This is a genomic window from Pseudomonas sp. RV120224-01b, assembly GCF_003208145.1.
GTDB classification, from domain to species: domain Bacteria; phylum Pseudomonadota; class Gammaproteobacteria; order Pseudomonadales; family Pseudomonadaceae; genus Aquipseudomonas; species Aquipseudomonas monteilii.
The window spans coordinates 1-25,293 of sequence record NZ_QKMQ01000023.1 but is presented as its reverse complement, the minus strand read 5'-3'; the positions used below and the strand labels follow the sequence as shown (position 1 = coordinate 25,293).

Here is a 25,293-nt window from a genome sequence, read left to right as displayed (position 1 = left end):
ATGCCCGCGAAGAAGCCAAACCTGATTTCTCCCCTTCAAGAGCCAACGATGACGACCTATTCAGCCCCACTGCGCGACATGCGCTTCGTCCTGCACGACGTATTCAACGCCCCGGCCCTGTGGGCCCGCCTGCCTGCCCTGGCCGAACGCATCGACGCCGACACCGCCGACGCCATCCTCGAAGAAGCCGCCAAAGTCACCGGCCAGCTGATCGCCCCGCTCAGCCGCAACGGCGACGAACAAGGCGTGCACTTCGAAGCAGGCCAGGTCACTACGCCAGACGGTTTCCGCGAGGCCTGGCACACCTACCGCGAAGGCGGCTGGGTGGGCCTGGGCGGTAACCCGGCGTATGGCGGCATGGGGATGCCGAAAATGCTGGGCGTACTGTTCGAAGAAATGCTCTACGCCGCCGATTGCAGCTTCAGCCTGTATTCGGCCTTGAGTGCTGGCAGCTGCCTGGCCATCGATGCCCACGCCAGCGAAACGCTCAAGGCCACTTACTTGCCACCCCTGTACGAAGGCCGCTGGGCGGGCACCATGTGCCTCACCGAACCCCACGCCGGCACCGACCTGGGGCTGATCCGCACGCGCGCCGAACCCCAGGCCGATGGCAGCTATCACATCAGTGGCAGCAAGATTTTCATCACCGGCGGCGAGCAGGACCTGACCGAGAACATCGTCCACCTGGTGCTGGCCAAACTGCCGGATGCGCCCGCTGGCGCCAAAGGCATCTCGCTGTTCCTGGTGCCGAAGTACCTGGTCGAGGCCGACGGCAGCCTGGGCCCACGCAACGCCGCCCATTGCGGCTCGATCGAGCACAAGATGGGCATCAAGGCATCGGCCACCTGCGTAATGAACTTCGATGGTGCCATCGGTTACCTGGTGGGCGAGCCGAACAAGGGCCTGGCAGCCATGTTCACCATGATGAACTACGAGCGCCTGTCCATCGGTATCCAGGGCATCGGTTGTGCCGAAGCCTCTTACCAAAGCGCCGCCCGTTACGCCAACGAGCGCCTGCAAAGCCGCGCCGCCAGCGGCCCGCAGGCGCAGGACAAGGCGGCCGACCCCATCATCCACCACGGCGATGTACGGCGCATGCTGCTGACCATGCGCACCCTCACCGAAGGTGGCCGGGCGTTTGCCGCCTACGTTGGACAGCAGCTGGACCTGGCCCGTTACGCTGAAGACGCCGGCGAACGCGAACATGCCCAGCGCCTGGTGGCGCTGTTGACGCCAGTGGCCAAGGCGTTTTTCACTGACAACGGCCTGGAAAGCTGCGTGCTTGGCCAGCAGGTGTATGGCGGCCACGGCTATATCCGCGAGTGGGGGCAGGAGCAGCGGGTGCGTGACGTGCGCATTGCACAGATTTATGAAGGTACCAACGGTATTCAGGCCCTGGACCTGCTCGGCCGCAAGGTACTGGCCGACGGCGGCCAGGCGCTGGCCAGCTTTGCCGCCGAAGTGCGGAGTTTCAGCGTGGATGCCCCGTTGCACCGCGAAGCCCTGCAGGCAAGCCTGGCGCGGTTGGAGGCGACCAGTGCGTGGCTGCGGGCGCGTGTCGGCGAGGACGCCAACCTGGTCAGCTCGGTGGCGGTAGAGTACCTGCAGCTGTTCGGGCTGACGGCATATGCCTACATGTGGGCGCGGATGGCGGCAGTGGCGTTGGCCAAGCAGGGCGAGGACGCTGACTTCCATGGGGCCAAGCTGGCGTGTGCGGCGTTCTTCTTCCAACGGGTTTTGCCGCGTGGGATGGGGCTTGAGGCCAGTATTCGGGCGGGTAGTGACAGCCTTTATGGGATGCCAGCCGAACAATTCTGACAATCCTGCGCCGGCCCCATCGCTGGCAAGCCAGGCTCCCACAGATATTGCACAGGCCGCAAACCTTGTGCAGTCCCTGTGGGAGCCTGGCTTGCCGGCGATGGGCTGCGCAGCAGCCCCAAGGATCTCAAGCCTGCATTTACTTGCGCGAAGGGTTCTCAAACGCTGAAAAACCGTTGCAAATCCGACGAAAAAACGGCACAACTGATAGTCATTCGCCATTACGTCGGTTCTCGGGAGCCCTCTAGCAAGGGTAGAATGCGCAAAACCCGGAGCCGCAATGAACCACGACCGCCTCAATCCCAGCCCTGACGATGCCATCACCGACGCCGCCGCGCATTGGTGCATGCGCCTGCACGCCGAAGACTGCACGGCTGGCGAGCGCGAGGCTTTCGCCCGCTGGCTGGCAGCAGATCCGCGGCATGCCGAGGAATACGAGGCGATGCTGGAAATCTGGCAAACCGCCGACCTGTTGCCACGCACCGCCACTGTCGTCGAGTTCAACCCGCCTGCCCGACACCCTGCGCGTCCACGCAGCTGGCGCCCGCTGGCATCTGCCGCAGCCATCGCCCTGGCGGTACTGCCGCTGGCCGGCTGGGTGGGCTGGGAACAAGGTTGGCTGCCCAACCACTACCAGCACTTCGAAGCCAGTGACCGCATGCAGACCGTGGAGTTGAGCGACGGCAGCACGGTGCAGCTCAACCTCAATACCGAGCTCACCTACCTCAACTACAAGGACCAGCGCCAGGTCACGCTCAAGCGCGGCGAGGCGTTCTTCAAGGTTCAGCACGACAGCAACCACCCGTTCATCGTGCGCGCCGGTCGCGGCCAGACACGGGTCACCGGCACCCAGTTCAACGTGTGGAAATACCAGGACCAGGTCAAGGTCACCCTGGTAGAAGGCTCGGTGCTGGTGTCCAGCGACGGCAGCACCGGTGGCTATCGCCTTGGGCCTGGCATGCAGGCCAGCTACCACCAGGGCGATTTCGAGCCCCAACTGGAGCAGAGCGACGACTACGGCAACAGCCTGGCCTGGCGCAGCGGCAAGCTGGTGCTCGACAACCTGAGCCTGGAACAGGCGCTGCCGGTGATCAACCGCTACCTCGACGCGCCGCTGCTGCTGGCCGATGCCAGCACCGGTCGTATCCGCATCAGCGGCATTTACAACACCCGTGAAGTGGGGCGCCTGGTCAACAACCTGCCCAAGGTGCTGCCGGTCTACCTGACCCGCAGCAAGGACGGCAGCACCGTGCTCAACCGCATCTCGCCGCCGCCCGACAAGGGCTGACGCCCTCCCCGCCTTACAAGGTCATCGCAGCCAGCCAGCCGAACGCCAGCAGCGGCAGGTTGTAGTGGATGAAGGTCGGCACCACGGTGTCCCAGATATGATGATGCTGGCCGTCGACGTTCAGGCCCGAGGTTGGGCCCAGGGTCGAGTCCGAAGCCGGCGAGCCCGCATCTCCCAAGGCACCGGCAGTGCCAACGATGCACACCGTGGCCACCGGGTCGAAGCCCAGTTGCACGCACAGCGGCACGAAGATCGCGGCCAGGATCGGCACAGTGGAGAATGACGAGCCGATACCCATGGTCACCAGCAGGCCCACCAGCAGCATCAGCAAGGCGCCGATGCCCTTGCTGTGGTCGATCCACTGCGCCGAGGTTTCCACCAGGCTTTTCACCTCACCGGTGGCCTTCATCACATCGGCAAAGCCCGAAGCGGCAATCATGATGAAGCCGATCATGGCCATCATCTTCATGCCCTCGGTGAACAGGTCATCAGTGTCCTTCCATTTGACGATGCCCGACAGCGAGAAAATCAGGAAGCCGACCATGGCCCCGATGATCATCGAATCCAGCAACAGCTGGACGATGAACGCTGCGGCAATTGCCAGCCCGGCCACCAGCAGTGTCAGCGGGTTGTACTGCACGCTCACCTGCTCCACCTGCTCGATGCGGGCCAGGTCGTAGTCACGCTTCTTGCGGTAGCTGATGAAGACGGCAAGCAACAGGCCTGCGAGCATGCCTGCCGCCGGGATGGCCATGGCGTGGGTGACATTGACGCCACTCACATCGACACCGGCACGGGCAACGTTGGCCAGCAGGATTTCGTTGAGGAAGATGTTGCCAAAGCCCACCGGCAGGAACATGTACGGGGTAATCAGCCCGAAGGTGATGACGCAGGCGATCAGCCGGCGGTCGATGCGCAAACGGGTCAGCACATACAAAAGCGGCGGCACCAGCAGCGGGATGAAGGCAATGTGGATGGGCAGGATGTTCTGCGACGACACCGCCACCACCAGCATCAGGCCAATCATCAGCCATTTGACCTTGCCGCCATTGGCGTGGCCCTGGCGATCGATCATGGCCAGTGCACGGTCAGCCAAGGCATGGGCCAGGCCGGACTTGGCGATGGCCACCGCAAAAGCGCCCAACAGTGCATACGACAAAGCCACCGTGGCACCACCGCCCAGGCCGCCGTTGAAGGCCTTGAGCGTGCCTTCGACGCCCAGGCCGCCCACCAGCCCACCGACCAGGGCGCCAATGATCAGGGCGATGACCACGTGCACGCGGGACAGGCTGAGTATCAGCATGATGCCGACCGCGGCGATCACTGCATTCATGGTTGGCTTACCTCATTACGACAGAAAAAAGCGCGAACTCTGAAGCAGTGGGCGGCAGATGTCAAAAGCGCCATGTTGCGGCGCATTACCAATGCCTGAAGGAACACGTGATCACTGTGGGAGCGCAAGCGGCCGCAACAATTAAATTGAACGTTTGAATAAAGAAAAAACCGCGCCCGCCGACACAGTCGCTAGCCACACTCTTATTACAAGGGATCCGCCCCCATGCCTTTGCGACAACTTTCCATCCAGTGGAAGATCACCCTGCTCGCCGGTCTCTGCCTGGCCGGCATCGTCACTTTGCTCGTCGGCCTGTCGCTGTACCGCATGGACCACAGCTCAGACCTGGTCAAGGCCAGCAGCATGCAAATGCTGACCGAAGCGGCGCAGTCGCGCATCGAATCGCAAGGTGAGGTGCAGGCGTTGAACATCCGCCGCCAGTTCATGGACGCCTACCAGTACGGCGCCGGCTTCGCCCGTCAAGTGTTGTTCTTGCGTGAACAGGCAGAGAAGCGCTTTCTCGATGCCTTTGACCTGCGCGAGGACATTACCCGCCAAGTGCGCGCCGCACTGCAGGCCAACCCCGACCTGCTTGGCCTCTCGCTGGTGTTCGAACCCAACGCACTGGACAGCAAGGACAGCCTGTTTGCCGGCAAGGCGGAGCTGGGCAGCAACGAAACCGGGCGCTTTGCCCTGTACTGGTCGCAACCACGCGCCGGCCAGCTGACCGCCATGGCGCTGCCCGAGCATGACATGGCCAACACCGAGATCGGCCCCAGCGGCCAGCCGGCCAACACCTGGTGGGTGTGCCCGCGCACCACCGGCAAGGTGTGCGTGGTGGAGCCGTACTTTTACGACATCGATGGCCAGCAGGTGCTGATGACCAGCATCGTCTTCCCGCTGACGGTCAACGGCAAGATCATTGCCACCCTGTCCATCGACATCAACCTCAACAGCCTGCAGGCCCTGAGCCAGGAAGCCAGCCGCAGCCTGTACGAAGGCCGCACCACGGTCGGCATCCTCAGCCCGGTCGGCCTGCTGGCCGGCTACAGCGCAGACGCCAGCAAGCTGGCCCAGCGCTTCGATCAGGTGGACCCGACCAAGGGCGCCGAGCTGGTGCGCAAGCTGGCCGATGGCAAGATGACCATCCTGCACGACCAACAGCGCCTGAAAGTGCTGGCCGCGTTCCGGCCGATCCCCGACGCCCAGCCTTGGGGCGTGCTGCTGGATGTGCCGGAAAACGCCCTGACAGGGCCTGCCGAAAAGCTGAAGCAGGAACTGGACACACTGAACACCAGCGGCACCCTGCTTGAGCTGGGCCTGGGCCTGGCTGCAGCCATTGCCGGCCTGCTGATGGTGTGGCTGATGGCCCGTGGCGTTACCCGTCCTATCCTTGGCGTGGCCGCCATGCTCAAGGACATTGCCAGCGGTGAAGGCGACCTGACCCGCCGCCTGACCTACCAGAAACAGGACGAACTGGGCGAGCTGGCCGGCTGGTTCAACCGCTTCCTCGACAAGCTGCAGCCGACCATCGCCGAGGTCAAACGCTCGGTGCAGGCCGCCCGAGGTACCGCCGACCAGTCCTCGGCCATTGCCAGTGAAACCAGCGCCGGCATGGAACAGCAGTACCGCCAGGTCGACCAGGTGGCCACCGCCTCGCACGAAATGAGCGCCACCGCCCAGGACGTGGCCCGCAGCGCGGCCCAGGCCGCGCAAGCTGCCCGCGACGCCGACCAGGCCACCCGTGAAGGCCTGGCGGTGATCGACCACACCACCACCAGCATCGACGCCCTGGCCGCCAACATGAGCGACGCCATGGCCGAGGTCCAGGGCCTGGCGCAGAACAGCGAGAAGATCGGCTCGGTGCTGGAGGTGATCCGCTCGATTGCCGAGCAGACCAACCTGCTGGCCCTCAACGCGGCCATCGAGGCTGCCCGCGCAGGTGAAGCCGGCCGTGGCTTTGCCGTGGTGGCCGATGAAGTGCGCAACCTGGCCCGGCGTACCCAGGAGTCGGTGGAAGAAACCCGCCAGGTGATCGAAGCCTTGCAGGCCGGCACCCGCGAAGTGGTCGGCGCCATGGACAACAGCCATCGCCAGGCCCAGGGCGGCGTCGAGCAGGTTGGCCAGGCCGTGACGGCATTGCAGCGTATCGGCCAGGCGGTGAGCGTGATTACCGACATGAACCTGCAGATCGCCTCGGCCGCCGAGGAGCAAAGCGCGGTGGCTGAAGAAATCAACAGCAACGTGGCGACCATCCGCGACGTCACGGAGTCGCTGTCGGGCCAGGCCAACGAGTCGGCGCGGGTCAGCCAGTCGCTGAACAGCCTGGCCAACCAGCAGCAGGCGCTGATGGACCAGTTCCGCGTCTGAGGCAGGCAGGGCCGCCTCGTGCGGCCCTGAATGCCGCTCAAACCTCGTCGTCTACACTTGCCTGCACCCAAGGCGCGGCAAACGACGAGGTCTGGATGAAGAAGATTTCAACACTGCTGGCCGGCCTGCTGCTGGCCGTAGGCCTGGCAAGTACTGACAGTGCCGCTTCGGCAGAACAACGCCCACCCATCCATTTCGGTGCCATCGGCTGGGAAAGCGGCGCCCTCACCACCGAAATCCTGCGGCTGATCGTGGAGCGCGGCTACGGCTACCCCACAGACACCCTGCCCGGCAGCACGCTCAGCATGGAGGTGGCCCTGGCCCGTAACGACCTGCAAGTGATTGCCGAAGAGTGGGCCGGACGCAGCCCGGCGTGGGTCAAAGCCGAGCAGGCAGGCCAGGTATTCGCACTGGGTGATACGGTGAAGAATGCCGAAGAAGGCTGGTGGGTGCCTGCGTATGTGATCGAGGGCGACGCCGCGCGCAAATTGAAGCCCATGGCGCCCGAATTGCGCCATGTCGACGACCTCAAGCGTTACCCGCAGGTATTTCGTGACCCCGAGTCGCCCGACAAAGGTCGTTTCCTGAACAGCCCCAGTGGCTGGACGTCGGAAACGGTCAACAGCCAGAAGCTCAAGGCATACGGCCTGGACAAGCTGTACACCAACTTCCGCAGTGGCTCCGGCGCTGCGATGGATGCCGAAATCGGCTCAGCCATCCGCCGTGGCCAGCCGGTGTTGTTCTACTACTGGAACCCGACCCCATTGATGGGGCGCTACAAGCTCATCCGGCTTGAAGAACCACCGTTCGATGCCCAGGCCTGGGCCACCCTCACCGATGCCAGCAACCCCAACCCGCAGGGCAGCCGTTCGCTGCCGGCGAAGTTGTCGATTGGCGTGTCCAAAGCCTTCCGTGAAGGCTACCCGGACCTGGTGACGGTGTTCGAACAAGTCGACTTGCCGATCGACCGGCTCAACAAGGCGCTGGCCGACATGAGCGAAAAACGCACGCCGCCGCGCGATGCCGCCCTCGCCTTCCTGCGTGACAACCGTGACGTCTGGAAGGCCTGGCTGCCCAGTGAAGTCGCCGCCAAGGTCGAGGGCAGCCTGTGAGCAACGGCTTCCCGCAAGCCTTGCAGTTTTCCTTTGCCGACAGCGTCAACCGGCTGGTCGATTGGCTGGTGCTGAACTACGGCGATCATTTGCGTAGCGTTTCCGACCAGTTGCTGCAATTGCTGGTAGGCCTGGAAAACCTGCTGCGCCTGTTGCCGTGGTGGCTGTTGTTGCTGCTGGTCGGCGTGCTGGCCTGGCACGCCAGCCGAAGCCTGCTGCGCAGTGCGGTGCTGGTGTCGCTGCTGGCCCTGATCGGCATGATCGGGTTATGGGACAAACTGCTGCAAACCTTGGCCTTGGTGCTGGTGAGTACCGGCCTGTGCGTGCTGGTGGGCGTGCCGCTGGGCATTCTGCTGGCTGCCCGGCCACTGGCAAAGCGGCTGCTGTTACCGGTGCTGGATGTGATGCAGACACTGCCCGCTTTCGTTTACCTGATCCCGGTGCTGATGCTGTTCGGCCTGGGGAAGGTGCCCGCCGTGTTTGCAACATTGATCTACGCCCTGCCGCCGCTGGTGCGATTGACCGAACTGGGCCTGAGCCAGATCGACCCCTCGCTGCTACAGGCCGCGCATGGTCTGGGGGCCAGCCGCTGGCAACGCCTGCGGCGCGTTGCCCTTCCGCTGGCGCTGCCGAGCATCATGGCCGGGCTGAACCAGTCCGTAATGATGGCCCTGTCAATGGTGGTGATGGCTTCGATGATCGGCGCCCGCGGGTTGGGTGAGGATGTACTGGTGGGGATCCAGACGCTGAATGTGGGGCAAGGTGTGGAGGCCGGGCTGGCAATTGTCGCGTTGGCCATGGTGATTGACCGGATCAGCCAGGCGTATGGGCGCAACGGGCGCTGAACAGTGTTGCCTGCCCGTGCCCTATCGCCGGCAAGCCAGCTCCCACAAGGTCACCACAATGGCCGCTGCCTGTGGGGTACTTGTGGGAGCTGGCTTGCCGGCGATAGGGCCGGGCCTGAGAATACAGCTCTGTCAGCTTGAAACCGGACCTCATCCGCATGTCCCTCAAAGCCCTGCGCACCCTGGTAACCATTGCCCGCCACGGCACCTTCGCCCGCGCCGCCGACCTGCTCAGCCTCACACCTTCGGCAGTGAGCCTGCACATCAAAACCCTTGAAGACGAATTGCAGGTGACCTTGTTCGACCGCAGCCGTCGGCAGGTGGTACTGACCGAGGCCGGCCAGTTGGCCGTGGCGCGTGCCGAAACCATCCTGGGCGCCTATGACGAACTGGCCGACGCCCTGGCCAGCGGCCCGAGCCTGCGTGGCCGTCTGCGCCTGGGGGCCATCCACACGGTGCTGGCGCGGCGCCTGCCCAAGGCGCTGGTCTGGATCAAGACCCACCATCCGCAATTGCATATCAGCGTGGCGTCAGGGATGTCGGCGGAACTGGCGCGGCGCGTGGAGGACGGCGAACTCGATGCAGCGATCACCACCGAACCGGTCAGCCCCTACCCGCAAAGCCTGGACTTCACACCGCTGTTCGAGGACCGCTTCTGGGCCATCGCCAGCCCGGAACTGGCTGGGCACAGCGTAGCCGAGTTGCTGGCCAGCCAACCGTTCCTGCGCTTTGATAAACGCGCCTGGGCCGGGCGGCAGATCGAGCAGGAACTGCGCCGGCAGCATCTGCAGGTGAGCGAGCAGATGGAACTGGACAGCCAGGAGGCCCTGGCGCGCATGGCCGTGATGGGCCTGGGCGTGGCGATCATCCCCATGGCGGACGACGACCTGCAACGCCTGCCACCCGCCACGTGCCTGCCGTTTGGCGAACCGCAACTGACCCGGCGGGTGGTGTTGCTGGAGCATGAGAAAAGCCAGCGGCGGCATTTGAGTGCGGTGTTGAAGACTGCGCTGGAGGCGTAGTTGCACATAGCTGCCTGCTCTAGCGTGATCTCTGTGGGAGCGGGCGCGCCCGCGAACACCGGCGCAGCCGGTGCCATCCACCGCGTTGGATTCTTCGCGGGCACGCCCGCTCCCACAAATGACGCGTAGGGCATCTAGCGTGCATTTTTTCTCAACAGTCAGTGCAGAAAACAACGTTTTTACAAACCCTTTCTCACCCGTAGTCTGTGCGCGTACCCGACCACGGAACGTCGACCATGCTCCCGTTGCTGCTGACCACCCTGCTACCGATCATCCTGCTGATTACCCTGGGCACCTTCCTGCGCCTTCGCGGCTTTCTGGCCGAAAGCTTCTGGCCGGGTGCCGAACGCCTGAGCTACTACGTATTGCTTCCCTCGCTGTTCCTGCACGGCCTGGCCACGGCCAACCTCGACGGCGTGCCAGTGCTGGGGATGGTCGGTGTGCTGATGCTGTCGACCCTGGCCGGGGCGCTGCTGCTGGTGCTGTACCAAGGCGCAGTGAGCCACGACGGTGCCGACTTCACGTCGGTCTTCCAGGGCGGTATCCGCTTCAACAACTACATTGGCGCCACACTGGCCGCCGGCATCTACGGCAGCGCCGGCATCGCCCTGGCCGCGGTGGCCAATGCCGCCATCGTGCCCTTGGTCAACCTGCTGTGCGTGCTGGTGTTCGCCCGCTTCAGCGCCCGCCACAGTTCACCGGCCACGGTGCTGAGGGCGATTTTCGCCAACCCGTTGATCGTCGGCTGCGCGGGCGGCTTACTGCTGCGGGTGACGGGGCTGGGCCTGCCGCCCGGCATCGAACCCACGGTCAAGGCGCTGGGCCAGGCCGCCCTGCCGATGGGCCTGCTGTGCGTTGGCGCGGCACTGGGTGGCGCCAGCCTGGGCCAGCAAGTGCGCCCGTTGATGGCCGCCTCGGCGTTCAAATTTCTGGTTATGCCACTGACCACCTGGGGCTTGTGTCGCCTGGTTGGCCTGAGTGGCCAGGCAGCGGTCGTGGCGGTGCTGTTCCAGGCCCTGCCTACGGCCTCTTCGTCCTACGTAATGGCCCGGCAAATGGGTGGCAACGCCCCACTGATGGCCACCATCATTGCCCTGCAGACCGTGGCCGCCGCAGCCACCCTGCCTTTGGTACTAATGCTTACGCTTGGCTAGACTGGTATCAGCCCCTCTTTCGGAAGCTTGCCCATGCGCCTTGCCTGGATCCTGATCGGCTTGACCTCGGCCCTGCTCGCAGGCCCCTTGCACGCAGCCGACACCGCCAAGGCCGCAGTGGCTGAAGACAAGGCCGAAGTGCTTGAAGAAAAGGTGGTGGAAGACGCCCCGCCTCCCAAGAAAGCAGAAAAACTGACCCCAGGTGAAGCCCAGGCGGTCGATCCCGCCGGCCAGGCACCGCTGGACGACAGCATCACCTGCCTGGCCCGCACCATCTACTGGGAAGCCAAGGGCGCCGACGCCGAAGACATGTCGGCTGTGGCCAGTGTGGTGCTCAACCGCCTGGGCCACGATGGGTTCCCCGATACCATCTGCGGCGTGGTCAAACAGGGCGTGGAAACCAAGGCGTGCCAGTTTTCCTGGTGGTGCGACGGGCGCCCGGACCAGGTCGAGGAAGCGCAACGCTACGATGTGGCCAAGGAAATCGCACGCAAGGCGCTTAACCAACAGTTGAAAGACCCCACCGGCGGCGCCCTGTACTTCCACGACCGCACCGTGCACCCCGACTGGGCCAAGACTTACCGCAAGACGGCGCAGACCACACATTTCCTGTTCTACAAGCCGAATCAGGCATTAGCCCGTTGACGCATTGCCCTTGAATCAGAAATCGATGCTGCCTGAAAACTTGACCAGCCGTGGGTCACCCTGGGTCAGGTAGCCGCCGTTGGCCGACGCCCAGTAGTTCTTGTCGGTGAGGTTTTCCACGTTCACGCGCAAGGTGACCGCCTTTTCCTGCACCTTGAAGCTGTAACGCGCGCCCACATCGAAGCGGTTCCAGGTCGGCAGGCTGAGCGTATTCGACGGGTTGGCATACTGCCCACCGGTGCGCAGCATGCGGGCATTGAGCGCCACGCCTTGCAAGCCCGGCACATCCCAGTCGACGCTGGCATTGAGCTGGAAGGTTGGCACCCCGACGGCATGGTTGCCGTCGTCGGCGCCGTTCAGGGTCTTCTTCAACTCGGTATCCATGCGCGTGCCACCGGCCATCAGGCGCAAGCCCTGCACCGGCTCGCCGAACACGCTCAGCTCAATACCCTTGTTGACCTGCTCGCCATCCTGGACAAACACATTGCCTTGCACAAAACCATCGGTGGGCCGCTCGATGCGAAATACCGCAAGGTTGGCGCCGAAGCTCTGGTAATCAAGCTTCACACCCGCCTCGACCTGCTTGGTCTTGGCCGGTGGGAACACTTCACCCACGTTGACGATACCCTGCCCCGAGGCCGTCGCCCCCTGGGCCAGGCCCTCGATGCGGTTGGCGTACAGCGAAATAGACGGGTTGACCTTGTAGACGATGCCATACACCGGGGTGGTAACCGATTCGTCGTAGAACGCGTTGCGCCCCAGGTCTGGGCCTTCGCCGTCGTAGGCATAACCCTCCACCCGCAACTGCTGACGTCGCACACCGACGGTAACCAGCAAGGTGTCGTCGAACAGCCCGACGGTGTCGGACAGCGCGATGCTGCGGTTGCGGGTTTTACCGGTGACCCCGGGGTCGTCCAGCTTGCCCCCGGTAAAGGTAGGCGTGGTCGGCCGGGGTAACGGGTCGGTGTGGTAGATGTTCGTATCTTGCGAATTGTAGAAGACGAAGGCGTTTTCCTGCTGGGTCCAGATACTGGCGGCACCGAGGTTCAGCTGGTGGCTGACCGGGCCGGTCTGGAAGCGGCCATTGATGCCGCCCATGAGGGTGGTGTTGTCTTCATTGTGAGGGATCTCGGAGCCGGCGATGGTGGCAGCGCCGCTGGCCGCATCGGTGAGAATCGGCGTGCCATAGAAGCCGTTCTCGTGGGTGTGCTTGACGCCACCGGCCAGGTAGGCGCTCCAGTTGTCGTTGAAGTCGTAGTCGCCCCGCACCATGCCGAACGTGTCTTCGGTCTCGGTCCAGGACCAGTCCTGGCCATAGTTGTGATCGGCATCCGGCGCCCTCGGGATGTCGGTCAGACCGGCACCCAGGCGCACGCTGTTGCGCATGTGGTTGACCCGTTGTTTCTGGTAGCCGATGTCGGTAGAGAGGCGGAAGTTGTCGCCGCGGTAATCGAGCCCGACAATGAACAGCTTGCTGCGCTGATGCTGGTCGTCCACGGCGGTTTCGCCTTCGCGTTGTGACAGGTTCAGGCGCACACCGAAGCGGTCGTCTTCGCCAAAGCGCTGGCCAAGGTCCAGGTGTTCGCCAAGCCTGCCGTCGCTGCTGATGTCCTGGGTATAACGGCGGGTGGGCGTGTCGCCGGCACGCTTGGGTTGCAGGTTGACGTTGCCACCCAGCCCGGTACCGGTGGGGCTGGCGCCGTTGAGGAACGCGTTGGGGCCCTTGAGCACTTCCACGCGCTCGATGGCATCGGTGGAAATCATCTGCCGAGGCAGCACGCCGTACAGGCCATTGAACGCCACGTCATCGCCATTGAGCGGCAGCCCACGAATGACGAACACCTGCGACTGGTTGCCAAAACCGAACGACTGGCGCACCGACGGATCGTTGAGCAACACGTCGCCGACGTCTTCGGCCTGCTGGTCCTCGATCAGTTGCGAGGTGTAGCTGGTCATGGTGAACGGCACATCCATCATGTCCTGGTTACCCAGGATACCCATCTGTCCACCCCGGGCTACCTGGCCGCCAGCGAAAGGTTCCGGCGGCTCGCCCTTCGGTTTGGCCGCCGCGGCGTTGATGGCAGTGGCATCCAGCTCGATAGCGCCGTCGGCCGCCTGGGCAGCGACGGCGACGGAACAGCAGAACGCGAGCAAGGTCGATTGATACGCAAAGACACGTGCCATGCAGGCCTCCGGGTCATGGGTGATGGCCTTCCTGGCAGACTGGGAACAGTTAGCGTTTGAGTATTGTTTCTAGCCGATGTTACGAATGATTACCAAGTGATCGCACTTTTGTGCCGACCAGTGGTCTACTCCCTCTTTTGCCGCCCGCAACGATTGCCGGCGTTTTCATTGCTTTGCACCCGCCAGGGGCCAAAAGCCCCGGGCTTGTGTAGGATGAGCAGCGCATACCACGACGCTGCCAGTCATAGGGAGATCCACATGCGCGTCCTGTCATCCGTTGCCGCCTTGTCGCTGGGCCTGGTCGTCTCGACCGGGGCACTGGCTGTCACCGGCGAAGAGGCGCAACTGATCGATTCGATCAATGTCTACCGCAGCCAGGCCCAGCCCTGCGGTGGCGAGGCGTCGCTGGAGCTGCCGCCGCTCAACAGCGACACCCGCCTGGCGCTTTCGCCAGAGGGCACCCGTGACCTGCAGCAGGCCATGACCCGCGCCGCCTACCCCATGGTCAACGTTCAGGCCATCAGCCTGTCGGGGCCACGCGATGCGCGCGCTGCCATGCATGCCATCGAAGAAAGCTTTTGCCAGGTGGTGCTCGATCCGCAGTTCGTCGATATCGGTGTCAGCCAGGAGGGCCGCGACTGGCGCATCGTACTGGCCCGCCCACTGCTCAGTGGCCGCCTGGGTGACTGGCAGGCCGAAGGGCAGAAGGTGCTGCAGGAAATCAACGCCGCGCGCAAGGTGCCGCGCCAATGCGGTGGCCAACCCTTCGCCGCCGCCCCCGCCCTGAGCTGGAGCACCGTACTGGCCGGCGTCGCCGCCAGCCACACACGGGCCATGGCCAACCAGAACTTCTTCGACCACATCGACAAGGAAGGCCGTACCCCGGGTGACCGGGCAGAACTGGCGGGTTACCTGTATCAGCAGATTGGAGAGAACATTGCGGCCGGGCGTGATACCGCGCACAAGGTAGTCGAAGGCTGGCTGCAGAGCCCGGGGCATTGCGCCACGCTGATGAACCCGGACTTCCGTGAAATGGGTGCGGCTTATGCGGTGGACCCTAAGAGTGATGCAGGGATCTACTGGACGGGGTTGTTCGGGACACCGCAGTAAGCGCTCCCACAAGGATGTGCACCGGGTTTCATCCTGGATGATTGTCTGCTCGCAACGCCAAGGCCGTACACCCAAACCGCCGTCGCACACATTTGCCCAGGTAACTGGCATCGCCCAGCCCTACTTCATCGGCAATCTGCGCCAGGCTGTGGCTGGAATTGAGCAAGCGCCAGCGCGCCTGCTGCAAGCGCATCTCCAGCCACCAGGCCTTGGCGCTCATGCCATGGCTGGCCTGAAATTGCCGGTCGAGCTGACGCCGGCTGATGCCCAGTTCAGCCGCCAGTTGCTCCACTGCCAACGGCGTGCCCAAGTGATGGCGCATCAGCGCCTGCGCCCGCTGCACTTGCCGCCCCTGCCCGGCGGCCAGCTCAAGCGAGCGCAGGGCATGACGGCTGTCGCGGGTTTCGTCCACCAGCATGTCAGCCAGCCCTTTGAGCGCCCGGGTTCGCCCGCAAGCCTGTGACAACAACGCCACCGCCAGGTCGATAGCCGCAGTGCCACCTGCGCAGGTGATACGGCTGCCGTCAATGCAATACAGCTGCTCACGCAGCACCTGCAACTGTGGGAATGCTGCACGAAACTCGGCTTCGTGGCGCCAATGCACCACCACCTTGTGCCCTTGCAACAGCCCGCAGGCAGCCAGCAGGAAGGCGCCGTTGTCGACCCCTACCAGCTTGACCCCGGCTTTGCCGGCCCGCCTGAGCAAGGCCTGGTAGCGCGGCGCCAACGCGGCGGTGGCCATGGCATTGCGCCCGCCGAACACGACCAGATAGTCGAAACGGGTCAGATCGACCTGCCCGGCATCGGCCTCGACCTGAACCACCGCGCCACTGCTCGATGGCACCGGGTCGAGGCTGAGCCCTGCCACGGTCCAGCTGCAGTAGCGCTGCTGACTGTAGTCTTCGTCATCGGCGCTGAAGCGCAACTTGTCGAGAAAGGCGCCGAACGGCAACAGGGCAAAATCCGGTAACGGCAGGATCAGCAAACGGATATCAGGCAGCATGGTGTTGCGTCCAAAAACAACTGTTCAATGTCCAGATACTACCCTGCATAGGCGCAGTTCGCGCCATAAACTGGCACCCTCCTCACCAACAAGGCAATTGCGCAAATGGCACTCGACACCTGGCTGATCTACCTGCTGGCCAGCATTGGCCTGTCACTGACCCCAGGCCCCAACAGCTTGCTGGCCCTGACTCATGGTGCCCTGTACGGCGCCCGGCGAACGTTGTTCACGATCGTTGGCGGGGTGTTCGGCTTCAGCGCCCTCATCGCCCTGGCGATGTTCGGCCTCAGTGCCTTGCTGCAAACCTCGGCCTCGGTGCTGAGCGTATTGAAATGGGTGGGGGGTGCTTATCTGGTCTGGTTGGGTATCCAGCTGTGGCGCAGCCCGGGGCTGCACCTGGAACTGAACGAGCGCAGCGCTCGGTTTGGCAATGCCGGCCTGTTCCGCCAGGGCCTGTTGTCGGCCATGGCCAACCCCAAGGTGCTGCTGTTCTATGGGGCCTTTCTGCCGCAGTTCATCGACCCGCAACGCGGCTTGATGCTGCAGTTCGTGGTGATGGCGGCGACCTTCGCCAGCGTCGAGTTCCTGGTCGAGTACCTGCTGGCGCGGTTGGCATTTCGTATTCGGCCTTGGCTGGCCAAGGGGGGTAAAGGTTTCAACCGTTGCTGCGGCAGCCTGTTTGCCCTGATCGGTGTGGCGCTGCCGCTTGGCCGATGACGCCCCTTGTCAGTTGCTCCGGGCCTTGAACAGGAACACCAGCAATGCCAGGCCGGGCAAGCCTGCGCCCACCAGTGCCACACCCTGCCAGCCGAGCTGGCTGAACAGCGCACTGGCTACCGCCGAACCCAGTGCCCCGCCCAGGAAGATGCTGGTCATGTACACCGCGTTCAACCGCCCACGGCTTGCCGGGTCCAGGGCATACACTTCGCGCTGGCCAATGACCATGTTCATCTGCACCGCAAAATCCAGCAGCACACCGGTAAGGCCCAGGCCGATCACGCTGTAACCCGGCGCCGTCAGCCCCAGCAACAAGGCCGCCGGCGCCAGCAGCAGGGCCAACAGCGAGCCGGCCCGAGCATGCCCGGCATCGGCCAGGCGGCCAGCCAAGGGCGCGGCAACAGCCCCCACCGCCCCCACCAGGGCAAACACGGCAATCTGGCTCTGCGACAGGCCATGCTCACCCGCCAACGCCATCGGCACGGCTGTCCAGTACAGGCTGAACGCTGCAAACATCAGTGCCTGGTACAACGAGCGTTGGCGCAGCAGCGAATAACGGCGCAACAGCGTGAGCAACGACAGCATCAACCCGGCATAACTGGCCTTGTGCTCGGGCCGACGCTGCGGCAGGGTCAGCGCCAGCAGCAGGATGATCGCCAGCATCACCCCGGCGGCGCCAATGAACACGGCGCGCCAGCCGAAGTGGTCGGCCACCAGGCTGGACAACGGCCGCGCCAGCAGGATACCCAGCAACAGGCCGCCCATGATGTTGCCCACTACCCGGCCACGCTGCGCCTCTGGCGCCAGGTGCGCTGCCAGTGGAATGAGCATCTGCACCGCCACTGAGCTGAACCCGATCAACAGTGCATAGCCCAGGAACAGCTGGCCCTGGCCGCTGCTGCTGGTGCCCGCCAACAGCAGGCTGACGCAAGCCAGCACAGCGGTGCCGACCATCAACCGGCGGTTTTCCAACAGGTCGGCCAGCGGCACCAGCAACAGCAGCCCCAGGGCGTAACCCAACTGGGTGAGAGACACGATCAGGCTGGCATGTTCGGTGGTCAGCCCAAGGTCCGGCGCGATCAGGCCGACAATGGGCTGGGCGTAGTAGATGTTGGCAACGATTGCGCCACAGCAGAACGCCAGCAGCACGACCAGGGCCCGGCTCAGGCCGGTGGCTGCGGGCTGCGCGGCGGCAAGGGAAGGATTCATGCGAGGTTCCTCGGCAAGGGGTGGAATATGCCGGCTACCTTACCCACACGCCTCAGTGCAGAGAATCCGCTGCTGGCGCAACGCGGCTTTGCACACTGCGCAATGCCGCGCCTACCGCTCCAGCAGCGCTGCGCAAAAGTCGATGAACGCATTCACCCGCCGCGAGCCACGGTGGTTGGGCAGGTACAGGGCATTGATGCTGTTGTTGGCCATGCCTGGGCTGACCTGCCAGTCGGGCAACACCCGCTGCAGGCGCCCGACCTGCACATCCTCGCGTACCAGCCAATCGGCCAGCAGTGCGATGCCGCTGCCCGCCAGCGCGGTTTCACGCAACATGTCGGCATTGGCGCTGCGCAACGGCCCGGTTACGTTCAGCTCCAGGCTGTCCTGCCCGCGCGCCAGGCGCCAGGGCCGTGCCTTTTGCCCGTAACGGAAGCGCAGGCAGGCGTGCTCCAACAGTTGCCGGGGGTGGTGCAGCGGGTCACGCCCGGCCAGGTATGCCGGGCTGGCCACCAGCCACCGCTCGAAGCGGCCAAGTTGGCGGCACACCAGTTCGTCATTGGGCGAGGGGTCGCCCAGGCGAATCGACAGGTCATAACGGCCGTCCAGCAGGTCATCCAGCCGGTCGCTGAGGTCGATGTCCAGCTCCAACGCCGGGTGCCGTGCCAGAAACGGCCCCAGGTGCGGGGCGATGACCCGCCTGCCGAACTCCACCGGCAGGCACAGCCGCAAGACACCGACAGGCTCCTCGCCACGGTCGGCAACACTGGCATCGGCCTCGTCCAGCGCTTCGAAAATGCTGCGGGCCCGCTCGTAGTAACGGGCCCCGGCCTCGGTCAGGCTGACCTGGCGTGTCGAGCGATTGAGCAACGAGGCGCCCACGGCCGTTTCCAGGGCATCGACCAGGCGGGTTACCGACGACGTCGCCAGCCCAAGCCTGCGCGCAGCCGCAGAAAAGCCCTGGGCATCGACGGTAGCTACGAACATCTTCATCGCCAGGAGTTTGTCCATCTGCTGCACGTTTTCCAAAACTCAGAAAGTTCTTACAAACCGCAGGGCGGGTCAAGAAGCGCGCTACGCGGCGATTGCGTCCATAGTGGAACCACTCCCATTCAAGCGAGGCTTCCCATGACACCCGGCAACCTGCTGACTGCCCTGCCACCGTGCGACCCTACCAGCGCCGAATGTATCGATGAACTGCTCAGCCGCCCAGGCCTGCGCGTGGAGCGTATCGTTTCCAGCGGCCAGGCCAGCCCGCCCGGGTTCTGGTACGACCAGGCCGAAGGTGAGTGGATCGTGCTACTCAGCGGGGCTGCCGGCCTGCGTTTCGAACACGAGCAGCACACCCGCCTGCTGGCGCCGGGCGATTGCCTGGACATCCCGCCGCACTACCGCCACCGCGTGGAGTGGACTGCACCTGGAGTGGCGACGGTCTGGCTCGCCGTTTTTTACAGCAGCAGCGCGCCTTGGCCGGTGTGACGACGGCCAAACACCAACTCGACCAAAGTATGAGTGCAAAATTATTAACCAACATGAACATATCGTTTAATGCATTTTTAAGCACATGTTCTAGACTTTTAGCCACATCTTCGCAAGTTCAGCCCTGCGACAATCAGCCTCACAAAATTATGTACCAACTTGTTAATTAGCAAGCTAAGGGCTTAGACTGCGCGCATTCCACCTGCTGAGATCCCTGGCATGAACGAAACACCGCGCGCCTCTGGCGCCACAAACATCCTCCTGGTCGGCCTGGGCGTAATCATCGCCCTGCTCGGCCTCCTCCTTGCTGCTGGCGGCGTCAAGCTGGCCGGCCTGGGCGGTTCCTGGTACTTCCTGATCGGCGGCCTGGCCATGGCCATCGCCGGTGTGCTGATTGCCCGGCGCAAGCAGGCAGGCGCCTGGCTGTACGCGGCATTCCTGGTGGGTACCGCCCTCTGGGCGCTGATCGACGCCGGCCTGGTGTTCTGGCCGCTGTTCTCGCGCCTGTTCATGTTCGGCGCAATCGGCATGGTCGTGGCGTTGGTCTACCCGCTGCTGGCACGTGCCAACGGCGCCAGCGCCGGCCGTGGTGCCTACGGCGTTGCCGGGGTGATGGCCGTGGTGCTGGTGATTGCCGCCGGCAACATGTTCGTTGCCCACCCAAGCGTTGCCCCCACTGGCACCGGCCCGGGCATGACCCCGGTCGAAGATGGCAAGCAGCAGAAAGACTGGGCCCACTACGGCAACACCGAAGGTGGCAGCCGCTTCGCCGCGCTGGACCAGATCAACCGCGACAACGTCAACAAGCTGAAAGTCGCCTGGACCTACCACACCGGTGACGTGGCCATCAGTGACGGCAACGGTGCCGAAGACCAGCTGACCCCGCTGCAGATCGGCAACAAGGTGTTCATCTGCACCCCGCACAACAACCTGATCGCCCTGGATGCCGACACCGGCAAAGAGCTGTGGAAGAACGCAATCAACGCCCAGTCCAAGGTCTGGCAGCGTTGCCGTGGCATGGCGTACTTCGATGCCACCGCCGCCATCGCCCAGCCGACCCAGCCGAACAGCTCGCCGATCACGGTGGCAAGCGTGCCGGCCGGTGCCAACTGTCAGCGTCGCCTGCTGACCAATACCATCGACGGCCGCCTGATTGCTGTCGACGCCGACAACGGCGAGTTCTGCCAAGGCTTCGGCAACAACGGCCAGGTCAACCTGATGGCCGGCCTGGGCAACGTACCGGACTCTTACTACCAGCTGTCCTCGGCACCGCTGATGGCCGGCACTACCGTGGTGGTCGGCGGCCGTGTTGCCGACAACGTCCAGACCGACATGCCAGGCGGCGTGATCCGTGGTTTCGACGTAATCACCGGTGAAATGCGCTGGGCCTTCGACCCGGGCAACCCGGAAGATCGCCAGGCGCCGCAGGGCGACAGCACCTACGTGCGCAGCACCCCGAACAGCTGGGCACCAATGTCCTACGACCCGGCGATGAACACCGTGTTCCTGCCGATGGGCTCGTCGTCCACCGACATCTACGGCGTGGAGCGCAGCAAACTGGACCACACCTACGGCGCTTCGGTGCTGGCCCTGGATGCCACCACCGGCAACCAGAAGTGGGTGTTCCAGACCGTTCACAACGACCTGTGGGACTTCGACCTGCCCATGCAGCCGAGCCTGATCGACTTCACCAAGGACGACGGCCAGTCGGTACCTGCGGTGGTGATCGGCACCAAGGCCGGGCAGATCTACGTGCTCGACCGCGCCACCGGCAAGCCGCTGACCCAGGTCGACGAAGTACCGGTCAAGCCAAGCAACATCCCGAACGAGCCGTATTCCCCAACCCAGCCGAAGTCGGTGGGCATGCCGCAGATCGGCGCACAAACCCTGACCGAGTCGGACATGTGGGGCGCCACCCCGTATGACCAGCTGCTGTGCCGCATCGACTTCAAGAAAATGCGCTACGACGGCCTGTACACCGCGCCGGGCACCGACCTGTCGCTGAGCTTCCCGGGTTCGCTGGGTGGCATGAACTGGGGCAGCATCTCCACCGACCCGGTGCATGGCTTCATCTTCGTCAACGACATGCGCCTGGGCCTGTGGATCCAGATGATCCCGTCGCAGAACAAGGGTGGCGCGGCGTCCGGTGGCGAAGCACTGAACACCGGCATGGGCGCGGTACCGCTCAAGGGCACCCCGTATGCGGTGAACAAGAACCGCTTCCTGTCGGTCGCCGGCATTCCGTGCCAGGCCCCGCCGTTCGGCACCCTGACCGCTATCGACATGAAGACCCGTCAGGTGGCCTGGCAGGTTCCGGTGGGCACTGTTGAAGACACCGGCCCGCTCGGCATCCGCATGCACCTGCCGATCAAGATCGGCCTGCCAACCCTGGGCGGCACCCTGTCGACCCAAGGCGGCCTGGTGTTCATCGCCGGCACCCAGGACTTCTACCTGCGCGCCTACGACAGCAGCAACGGTAACGAAGTCTGGAAGGCCCGCCTGCCAGTGGGCAGCCAGGGCGGCCCGATGACCTACGTCTCGCCGAAAACCGGCAAGCAGTATGTGGTGATCACCGCTGGCGGCGCGCGCCAGTCGACTGACCGTGGCGACTACGTGATTTCTTACGCTCTGCCGTAAGACCGCGTCGCCTGCTTCGCGGGCAAGCCCGCTCCCACAGGATACTCACTGCCCTTACGAACTGTGCAGTCCTTGTGGGAGCGGGCTTGCCCGCGAATGGCCCTCAAAAATAATTCGAGATTTAGCAATGCCATCCGCAATCCGCATCACCCCCACCCTGCTGCTGGCCCTGGCCAGCACCACCGCCCTGGCCGACGGCGACCTCATGACCCGCAGCACCCTGACCGGTGACTGGGGTGGCCTGCGCCATCAGCTGGAAGACGACGGCGTCAAGTTCACCGGCGACTACAGCGGCGAAACCGCCTACAACGCCCACGGTGGCCTGCACCGCTCGGCGCGTTACTCGCAGAACCTGAAGCTGGGCGTGCAGTTCGACCTGTCGAAACTGTATGGCCTGGACAACGGTGGCAAGGTCCAGCTGACCATCAACGACCGTCGCGGCAACAGCGCCTCGGAAGACCTGGTCGGCAACCGCCTGCCAATCCAGGAAAACTTCGGCGGCCTGTATACCCGCCTGACCGAGCTGAGCTACGAGCGCACCCTGTTCACCCCGGCACTCAACGTCAAGCTGGGCTACATGGCCATGGGCAACGACCTGGGCGGCCTGGACAGCGGTATCCTGTGCAACTTCATGAACGCCGGTTTCTGCGGCCACCCGCTGAACATGTCGGGTGGCAGTGGCTGGACCAACTACCCCAATGCCCACCTGGGCGTGCGGGTAAAGTATGACCTTTCGCCTGCCTGGCAACTGCGCGTAGCGGCGTTCAACGTCGACCCCGAGAGCAATGGCAACTCCAGCCGTGCCTGGCACCTTGGCCCCAAGCACACCACGGGCACCGTGGTGCCGGTGGAGCTGGTGTACAAGCTGCAGGGTGAACTGCCGGGCGAGTACAAGCTGGGCTACTACTACGACAGCTCCGACGTGAAACGCATCGGCAGCGATGATGAAGTGTCTGGCCGTGGCGGCCATTACCTGCTGGTTGACCAGGCGGTGTGGAACGACCAAAGCTCGCCAGGCCGCAGCCTGCACGCCTTCGGCCAGTACTCGGCGTCGAGCAAGGCGGCCTCGCCGTTCACCAAGTGGTATGGCGCGGGCGTGGTGCTGTACAAGCCGTTCGAAGGCCGGCCGAAAGACACCGTGGCGCTGGGTTATGGCCGTGCCGTACCCAACCCGCGTAGCCGCGACGTACTGGAAGATGCAGCCTTCAATGCTGGCCAGCAGTTCCCCGACATCGACAGCGCGGAGCAACTGATCGAACTGAGCTACGGCTACCAGGCCACACCTTGGCTGAACCTGCGCCCGGATGTGCAATACATCATCGAGCCAGGGGCGTTCTCCGGGAAGGACATCGACAACGCGTTGGTGGTTGGCCTGCAGGTCAAGGCTACCTTCTGAATCGCCGGGGCCGCGCTGCGGCCCATTCGCCGGCAAGCTGGCACACACTGTCCCCTCGGTCTTTACTCAACCCTTCAGCGCAAGGGAGAGCCAGGCCAATGAGCACAGCAACGGAAGGCAAACTGAATGTCTGGGCGCTCACTGCCCTGGTAGTGGGCTCCATGGTCGGCGCCGGCATCTTCTCGCTGCCGGCCACCTTTGGCCGTGCCACCGGCGGCCTTGGTGCCATCATTGCGTGGTGCATCGCCGGCCTGGGCATGCTGATGCTGGCCTTCGTGTTCCAGACCCTTGCCCGCCGCCGCCCGGACCTGGACTCGGGCATCTACGCCTACGCCAGCGCCGGCTTCGGCAGCTACCTGGGCTTTGCCTCGGCCTTTGGCTTCTGGGCCGGCACCTGCATCGGCAACGTCTCCTACTTCATCCTCATCAAATCCACGCTCGGCGCCTTCTTTCCGGTCTTTGGCGACGGCAACACGGTGGCTGCCATCGCCGCTTCATCCGTGTTGTTGTGGGCCTTCCACTTCCTGGTCCTGCGCGGTGTACAACAGGCGGCAGTGATCAACACCATTGCCACCGTGGCGAAGATGATTCCGATCCTGGTGTTCATCGTGGTGATCATCGCCGCGTTCGACGGTGGCCTGTTCAGCCAGAACTTCTGGGGTACCCCCGTGGCCGGCCCGGCAGCCGACCTGGCCCACCTCGACGACTATGGTCGGGTCGGGCATGCCGCTGCCGAGCTGCTGCCGCCAGGCGAATCGCTGTTCGAACAGGTACGCAGCACCATGCTGGTGACCGTGTTCGTGTTCCTCGGCATCGAAGGTGCCAGCGTCTATTCACGCTATGCGCGCAACCGCCGTGACGTGGGCATCGCCACGGTACTTGGTTTTGTCGGCGTGCTGTGCCTGCTGGTGCTCATTACCCTGCTCAGCTACGGCGTCATGTTGCGCCCGGAACTGGCCGGCCTGCGGCAGCCGTCGATGGCCGGGGTGCTGGAGGCGATAGTCGGGCGCTGGGGGGCGATCTTCATCAGCATCGGTTTGATCATCTCGGTGCTGGGCGCGTACCTGTCGTGGACCTTGCTGGCCGCCGAAGTGCTGTACTCGGCCGCCCACGACCAGGCCATGCCGGCCTTTCTCACCCGACAGAACCCGCAACAGGTACCCTTGGCGGCGCTGTGGCTCACCACGCTGTTCGTGCAACTGTTCCTGTTGCTGACATGGTTTACCGAGTACGCCTTTACCCTGGCGCTGGAGCTGACCAGTTCGCTGACCTTGATCCCCTACCTGCTGGTGGCGGCGTATGCGCTAAAGCTGGCGGCAAGCCGGGAGACGTACGAAACCGATGCGGCTGAGCGTGGCAAGGACCTGCTTGTCGCCTTGCTGGCCACGGCGTACGCGGTGTTGATGGTGTGGGCTGGCGGGATGAAGTACCTGCTGTTGTCGGCGGTGATCTATGGGCCGGGGACGGTGCTGTATATCAAGGCCCGGCTGGAGCAGCAGCGGCAGGTGTTCAGCGGGTTCGAACGGGGGGTGTTTGCGGTGGTGGTGCTGGGGGCGGTGATTGCCGTTTATGGGTTGGTCAGTGGGGGGATCGAGATTTGAGTTTCAAGCTGATGGCCTCTTCGCGGGCTTGCCCGCTCTCATCAAACAAAATGCAACCCACTGTTTTTTAAGCACTCAGGCAGCCACCAGTTGGTACCCCAGTTTCCGGGCTTTGCGAAGCAAAGCCCGGACCTGTCGGTCTTGGCTCCTGGCTTCGAATTCCTCAAGACCTTTTTCGACATAAGCCTGTTTCTTGGTTAGCAGGTTGTACACCAGTCGTGCCAACTGGTGGGCAGTGGCTTTGATGGCGCAGCTGGTATCCATTCGAGTCAGCCTGGCTCGGTGCGATGCACCAATGAAACCCTTGTCATTACGAGCATTGGATGCAGCCTGCTTGAGTGCTTGAGCTGCTCGATTGACTATTTTGGGC

Annotated in this window: 19 protein-coding genes and 1 pseudogene; 14 read left to right on the top strand and 6 right to left on the bottom strand. The window is 64.0% G+C overall.

The genetic code is table 11. From position 1 onward, the window contains the following. Positions 1-48: 48 nt before the first annotated feature. Together N436_RS26160 and N436_RS26155 are read left to right on the top strand one after the other, a co-directional pair. A complete protein-coding gene (locus tag N436_RS26160; protein WP_110742329.1) occupies positions 49-1,818 on the top strand; it encodes an acyl-CoA dehydrogenase C-terminal domain-containing protein in 1,770 nt (589 codons plus the stop codon). Positions 1,819-2,098: 280 nt separating this feature from the next. Continuing rightward, a complete protein-coding gene (locus N436_RS26155; RefSeq protein WP_105947514.1) occupies positions 2,099-3,106 on the top strand; it encodes a FecR family protein in 1,008 nt (335 codons plus the stop codon). Between the two features lie 13 nt (positions 3,107-3,119). On the opposite strand, the gene N436_RS26150 is transcribed toward N436_RS26155, so the two are convergent. Beyond that, a complete protein-coding gene (locus tag N436_RS26150) occupies positions 3,120-4,439 on the bottom strand; it encodes a Na+/H+ antiporter family protein (RefSeq protein ID WP_105947513.1) in 1,320 nt (439 codons plus the stop codon). A 225-nt stretch (positions 4,440-4,664) separates the two neighbouring features. Between N436_RS26150 and N436_RS26145 the strand changes: the two genes are divergently transcribed. The 6 genes from N436_RS26145 to N436_RS26120 all read left to right on the top strand — a co-directional run bounded on the left by N436_RS26145 (position 4,665) and on the right by N436_RS26120 (position 11,587). Next, positions 4,665-6,809, top strand: coding sequence for a methyl-accepting chemotaxis protein (locus tag N436_RS26145; protein WP_105947512.1), 2,145 nt, complete (start codon positions 4,665-4,667; stop codon positions 6,807-6,809). 95 nt (positions 6,810-6,904) lie between these two features. Continuing rightward, a complete protein-coding gene (locus N436_RS26140) occupies positions 6,905-7,921 on the top strand; it encodes an ABC transporter substrate-binding protein (protein ID WP_110742328.1) in 1,017 nt (338 codons plus the stop codon). Further along, a complete protein-coding gene (locus N436_RS26135; RefSeq protein WP_110742327.1) occupies positions 7,918-8,766 on the top strand; it encodes a proline/glycine betaine ABC transporter permease in 849 nt (282 codons plus the stop codon). The genes N436_RS26140 and N436_RS26135 overlap by 4 nt, the downstream gene beginning before the upstream one ends. Before the next feature lie 158 nt (positions 8,767-8,924). Next, complete coding sequence (locus N436_RS26130; RefSeq protein ID WP_105947509.1) at positions 8,925-9,788, top strand: LysR family transcriptional regulator; 864 nt, start codon at positions 8,925-8,927, stop codon at positions 9,786-9,788. 236 nt (positions 9,789-10,024) lie between these two features. Next, positions 10,025-10,942 (top strand): AEC family transporter, encoded by a 918-nt coding sequence (locus tag N436_RS26125; protein ID WP_105947508.1) that lies wholly within the window; start codon positions 10,025-10,027, stop codon positions 10,940-10,942. Positions 10,943-10,975: 33 nt separating this feature from the next. Beyond that, positions 10,976-11,587, top strand: coding sequence for a cell wall hydrolase (locus N436_RS26120; RefSeq protein WP_105947507.1), 612 nt, complete (start codon positions 10,976-10,978; stop codon positions 11,585-11,587). A gap of 15 nt (positions 11,588-11,602) precedes the next feature. Here N436_RS26120 and N436_RS26115 read toward each other — a convergent pair whose 3' ends face one another. Next, positions 11,603-13,771 (bottom strand): TonB-dependent siderophore receptor, encoded by a 2,169-nt coding sequence (locus N436_RS26115; protein ID WP_105947506.1) that lies wholly within the window; start codon positions 13,769-13,771, stop codon positions 11,603-11,605. 258 nt (positions 13,772-14,029) lie between these two features. On the opposite strand from N436_RS26115, the gene N436_RS26110 reads away from it, so the two are divergent. Further along, positions 14,030-14,881 carry a CAP domain-containing protein gene (locus tag N436_RS26110; protein WP_105947505.1) on the top strand — a complete coding sequence of 284 codons (852 nt, stop codon included), beginning with the start codon at positions 14,030-14,032 and terminating at the stop codon, positions 14,879-14,881. A 28-nt stretch (positions 14,882-14,909) separates the two neighbouring features. On the opposite strand, the gene N436_RS26105 is transcribed toward N436_RS26110, so the two are convergent. Then, positions 14,910-15,884, bottom strand: a complete 975-nt coding sequence (locus N436_RS26105; RefSeq protein WP_105947504.1) for a GlxA family transcriptional regulator — start codon at positions 15,882-15,884, stop codon at positions 14,910-14,912. A 105-nt stretch (positions 15,885-15,989) separates the two neighbouring features. Here N436_RS26105 and N436_RS26100 point away from each other — a divergent pair, with 105 nt between their 5' ends. Next, positions 15,990-16,601, top strand: a complete 612-nt coding sequence (locus N436_RS26100; protein WP_105947503.1) for a LysE family translocator — start codon at positions 15,990-15,992, stop codon at positions 16,599-16,601. Between the two features lie 9 nt (positions 16,602-16,610). Here N436_RS26100 and N436_RS26095 read toward each other — a convergent pair whose 3' ends face one another. Both N436_RS26095 and N436_RS26090 read right to left on the bottom strand, forming a co-directional pair. Then, on the bottom strand, positions 16,611-17,810 hold the full coding sequence (locus N436_RS26095; protein ID WP_110742326.1) for an MFS transporter: 1,200 nt from the start codon (positions 17,808-17,810) through the stop codon (positions 16,611-16,613). 111 nt (positions 17,811-17,921) lie between these two features. Further along, entirely contained in the window at positions 17,922-18,821 is a 900-nt protein-coding gene (locus N436_RS26090; protein ID WP_105947667.1) for a LysR family transcriptional regulator, read from the bottom strand. 117 nt (positions 18,822-18,938) lie between these two features. Between N436_RS26090 and N436_RS26085 the strand changes: the two genes are divergently transcribed. The 4 genes from N436_RS26085 to N436_RS26070 all read left to right on the top strand — a co-directional run bounded on the left by N436_RS26085 (position 18,939) and on the right by N436_RS26070 (position 24,923). Then, complete coding sequence (locus N436_RS26085; protein ID WP_105947501.1) at positions 18,939-19,289, top strand: cupin; 351 nt, start codon at positions 18,939-18,941, stop codon at positions 19,287-19,289. Between the two features lie 219 nt (positions 19,290-19,508). Then, positions 19,509-21,926 carry a glucose/quinate/shikimate family membrane-bound PQQ-dependent dehydrogenase gene (locus N436_RS26080; RefSeq protein WP_110742325.1) on the top strand — a complete coding sequence of 806 codons (2,418 nt, stop codon included), beginning with the start codon at positions 19,509-19,511 and terminating at the stop codon, positions 21,924-21,926. Between the two features lie 127 nt (positions 21,927-22,053). Further along, positions 22,054-23,322: a carbohydrate porin gene (locus N436_RS26075; RefSeq protein ID WP_105947499.1), complete on the top strand. Its 1,269-nt coding sequence runs from the start codon at positions 22,054-22,056 to the stop codon at positions 23,320-23,322. 98 nt (positions 23,323-23,420) lie between these two features. Beyond that, on the top strand, positions 23,421-24,923 hold the full coding sequence (locus N436_RS26070; protein ID WP_110742324.1) for an amino acid permease: 1,503 nt from the start codon (positions 23,421-23,423) through the stop codon (positions 24,921-24,923). A gap of 75 nt (positions 24,924-24,998) precedes the next feature. Here N436_RS26070 and N436_RS26065 read toward each other — a convergent pair. Next, a pseudogene (locus tag N436_RS26065) lies at positions 24,999-25,293 on the bottom strand (IS110 family transposase); the annotation flags it as partial.

Bases quoted from the DNA above. Each gene is read 5' to 3' on its own strand.
- N436_RS26110 (WP_105947505.1), top strand. From the start codon at position 14,030: ATGCGCGTCCTGTCATCCGTTGCCGCCTTGTCGCTGGGCCTGGTCGTC.
- N436_RS26085 (WP_105947501.1), top strand. From the start codon at position 18,939: ATGACACCCGGCAACCTGCTGACTGCCCTGCCACCGTGCGACCCTACC.
- N436_RS26150 (WP_105947513.1), bottom strand. From the start codon at position 4,439: ATGAATGCAGTGATCGCCGCGGTCGGCATCATGCTGATACTCAGCCTG.
- N436_RS26125 (WP_105947508.1), top strand. From the start codon at position 10,025: ATGCTCCCGTTGCTGCTGACCACCCTGCTACCGATCATCCTGCTGATT.
- N436_RS26130 (WP_105947509.1), top strand. From the start codon at position 8,925: ATGTCCCTCAAAGCCCTGCGCACCCTGGTAACCATTGCCCGCCACGGC.
- N436_RS26145 (WP_105947512.1), top strand. From the start codon at position 4,665: ATGCCTTTGCGACAACTTTCCATCCAGTGGAAGATCACCCTGCTCGCC.
- N436_RS26140 (WP_110742328.1), top strand. From the start codon at position 6,905: ATGAAGAAGATTTCAACACTGCTGGCCGGCCTGCTGCTGGCCGTAGGC.
- N436_RS26105 (WP_105947504.1), bottom strand. From the start codon at position 15,884: ATGCTGCCTGATATCCGTTTGCTGATCCTGCCGTTACCGGATTTTGCC.
- N436_RS26155 (WP_105947514.1), top strand. From the start codon at position 2,099: ATGAACCACGACCGCCTCAATCCCAGCCCTGACGATGCCATCACCGAC.
- N436_RS26080 (WP_110742325.1), top strand. From the start codon at position 19,509: ATGAACGAAACACCGCGCGCCTCTGGCGCCACAAACATCCTCCTGGTC.
- N436_RS26120 (WP_105947507.1), top strand. From the start codon at position 10,976: ATGCGCCTTGCCTGGATCCTGATCGGCTTGACCTCGGCCCTGCTCGCA.
- N436_RS26070 (WP_110742324.1), top strand. From the start codon at position 23,421: ATGAGCACAGCAACGGAAGGCAAACTGAATGTCTGGGCGCTCACTGCC.
- N436_RS26075 (WP_105947499.1), top strand. From the start codon at position 22,054: ATGCCATCCGCAATCCGCATCACCCCCACCCTGCTGCTGGCCCTGGCC.
- N436_RS26115 (WP_105947506.1), bottom strand. From the start codon at position 13,771: ATGGCACGTGTCTTTGCGTATCAATCGACCTTGCTCGCGTTCTGCTGT.
- N436_RS26160 (WP_110742329.1), top strand. From the start codon at position 49: ATGACGACCTATTCAGCCCCACTGCGCGACATGCGCTTCGTCCTGCAC.
- N436_RS26095 (WP_110742326.1), bottom strand. From the start codon at position 17,810: ATGAATCCTTCCCTTGCCGCCGCGCAGCCCGCAGCCACCGGCCTGAGC.
- N436_RS26090 (WP_105947667.1), bottom strand. From the start codon at position 18,821: ATGGACAAACTCCTGGCGATGAAGATGTTCGTAGCTACCGTCGATGCC.
- N436_RS26100 (WP_105947503.1), top strand. From the start codon at position 15,990: ATGGCACTCGACACCTGGCTGATCTACCTGCTGGCCAGCATTGGCCTG.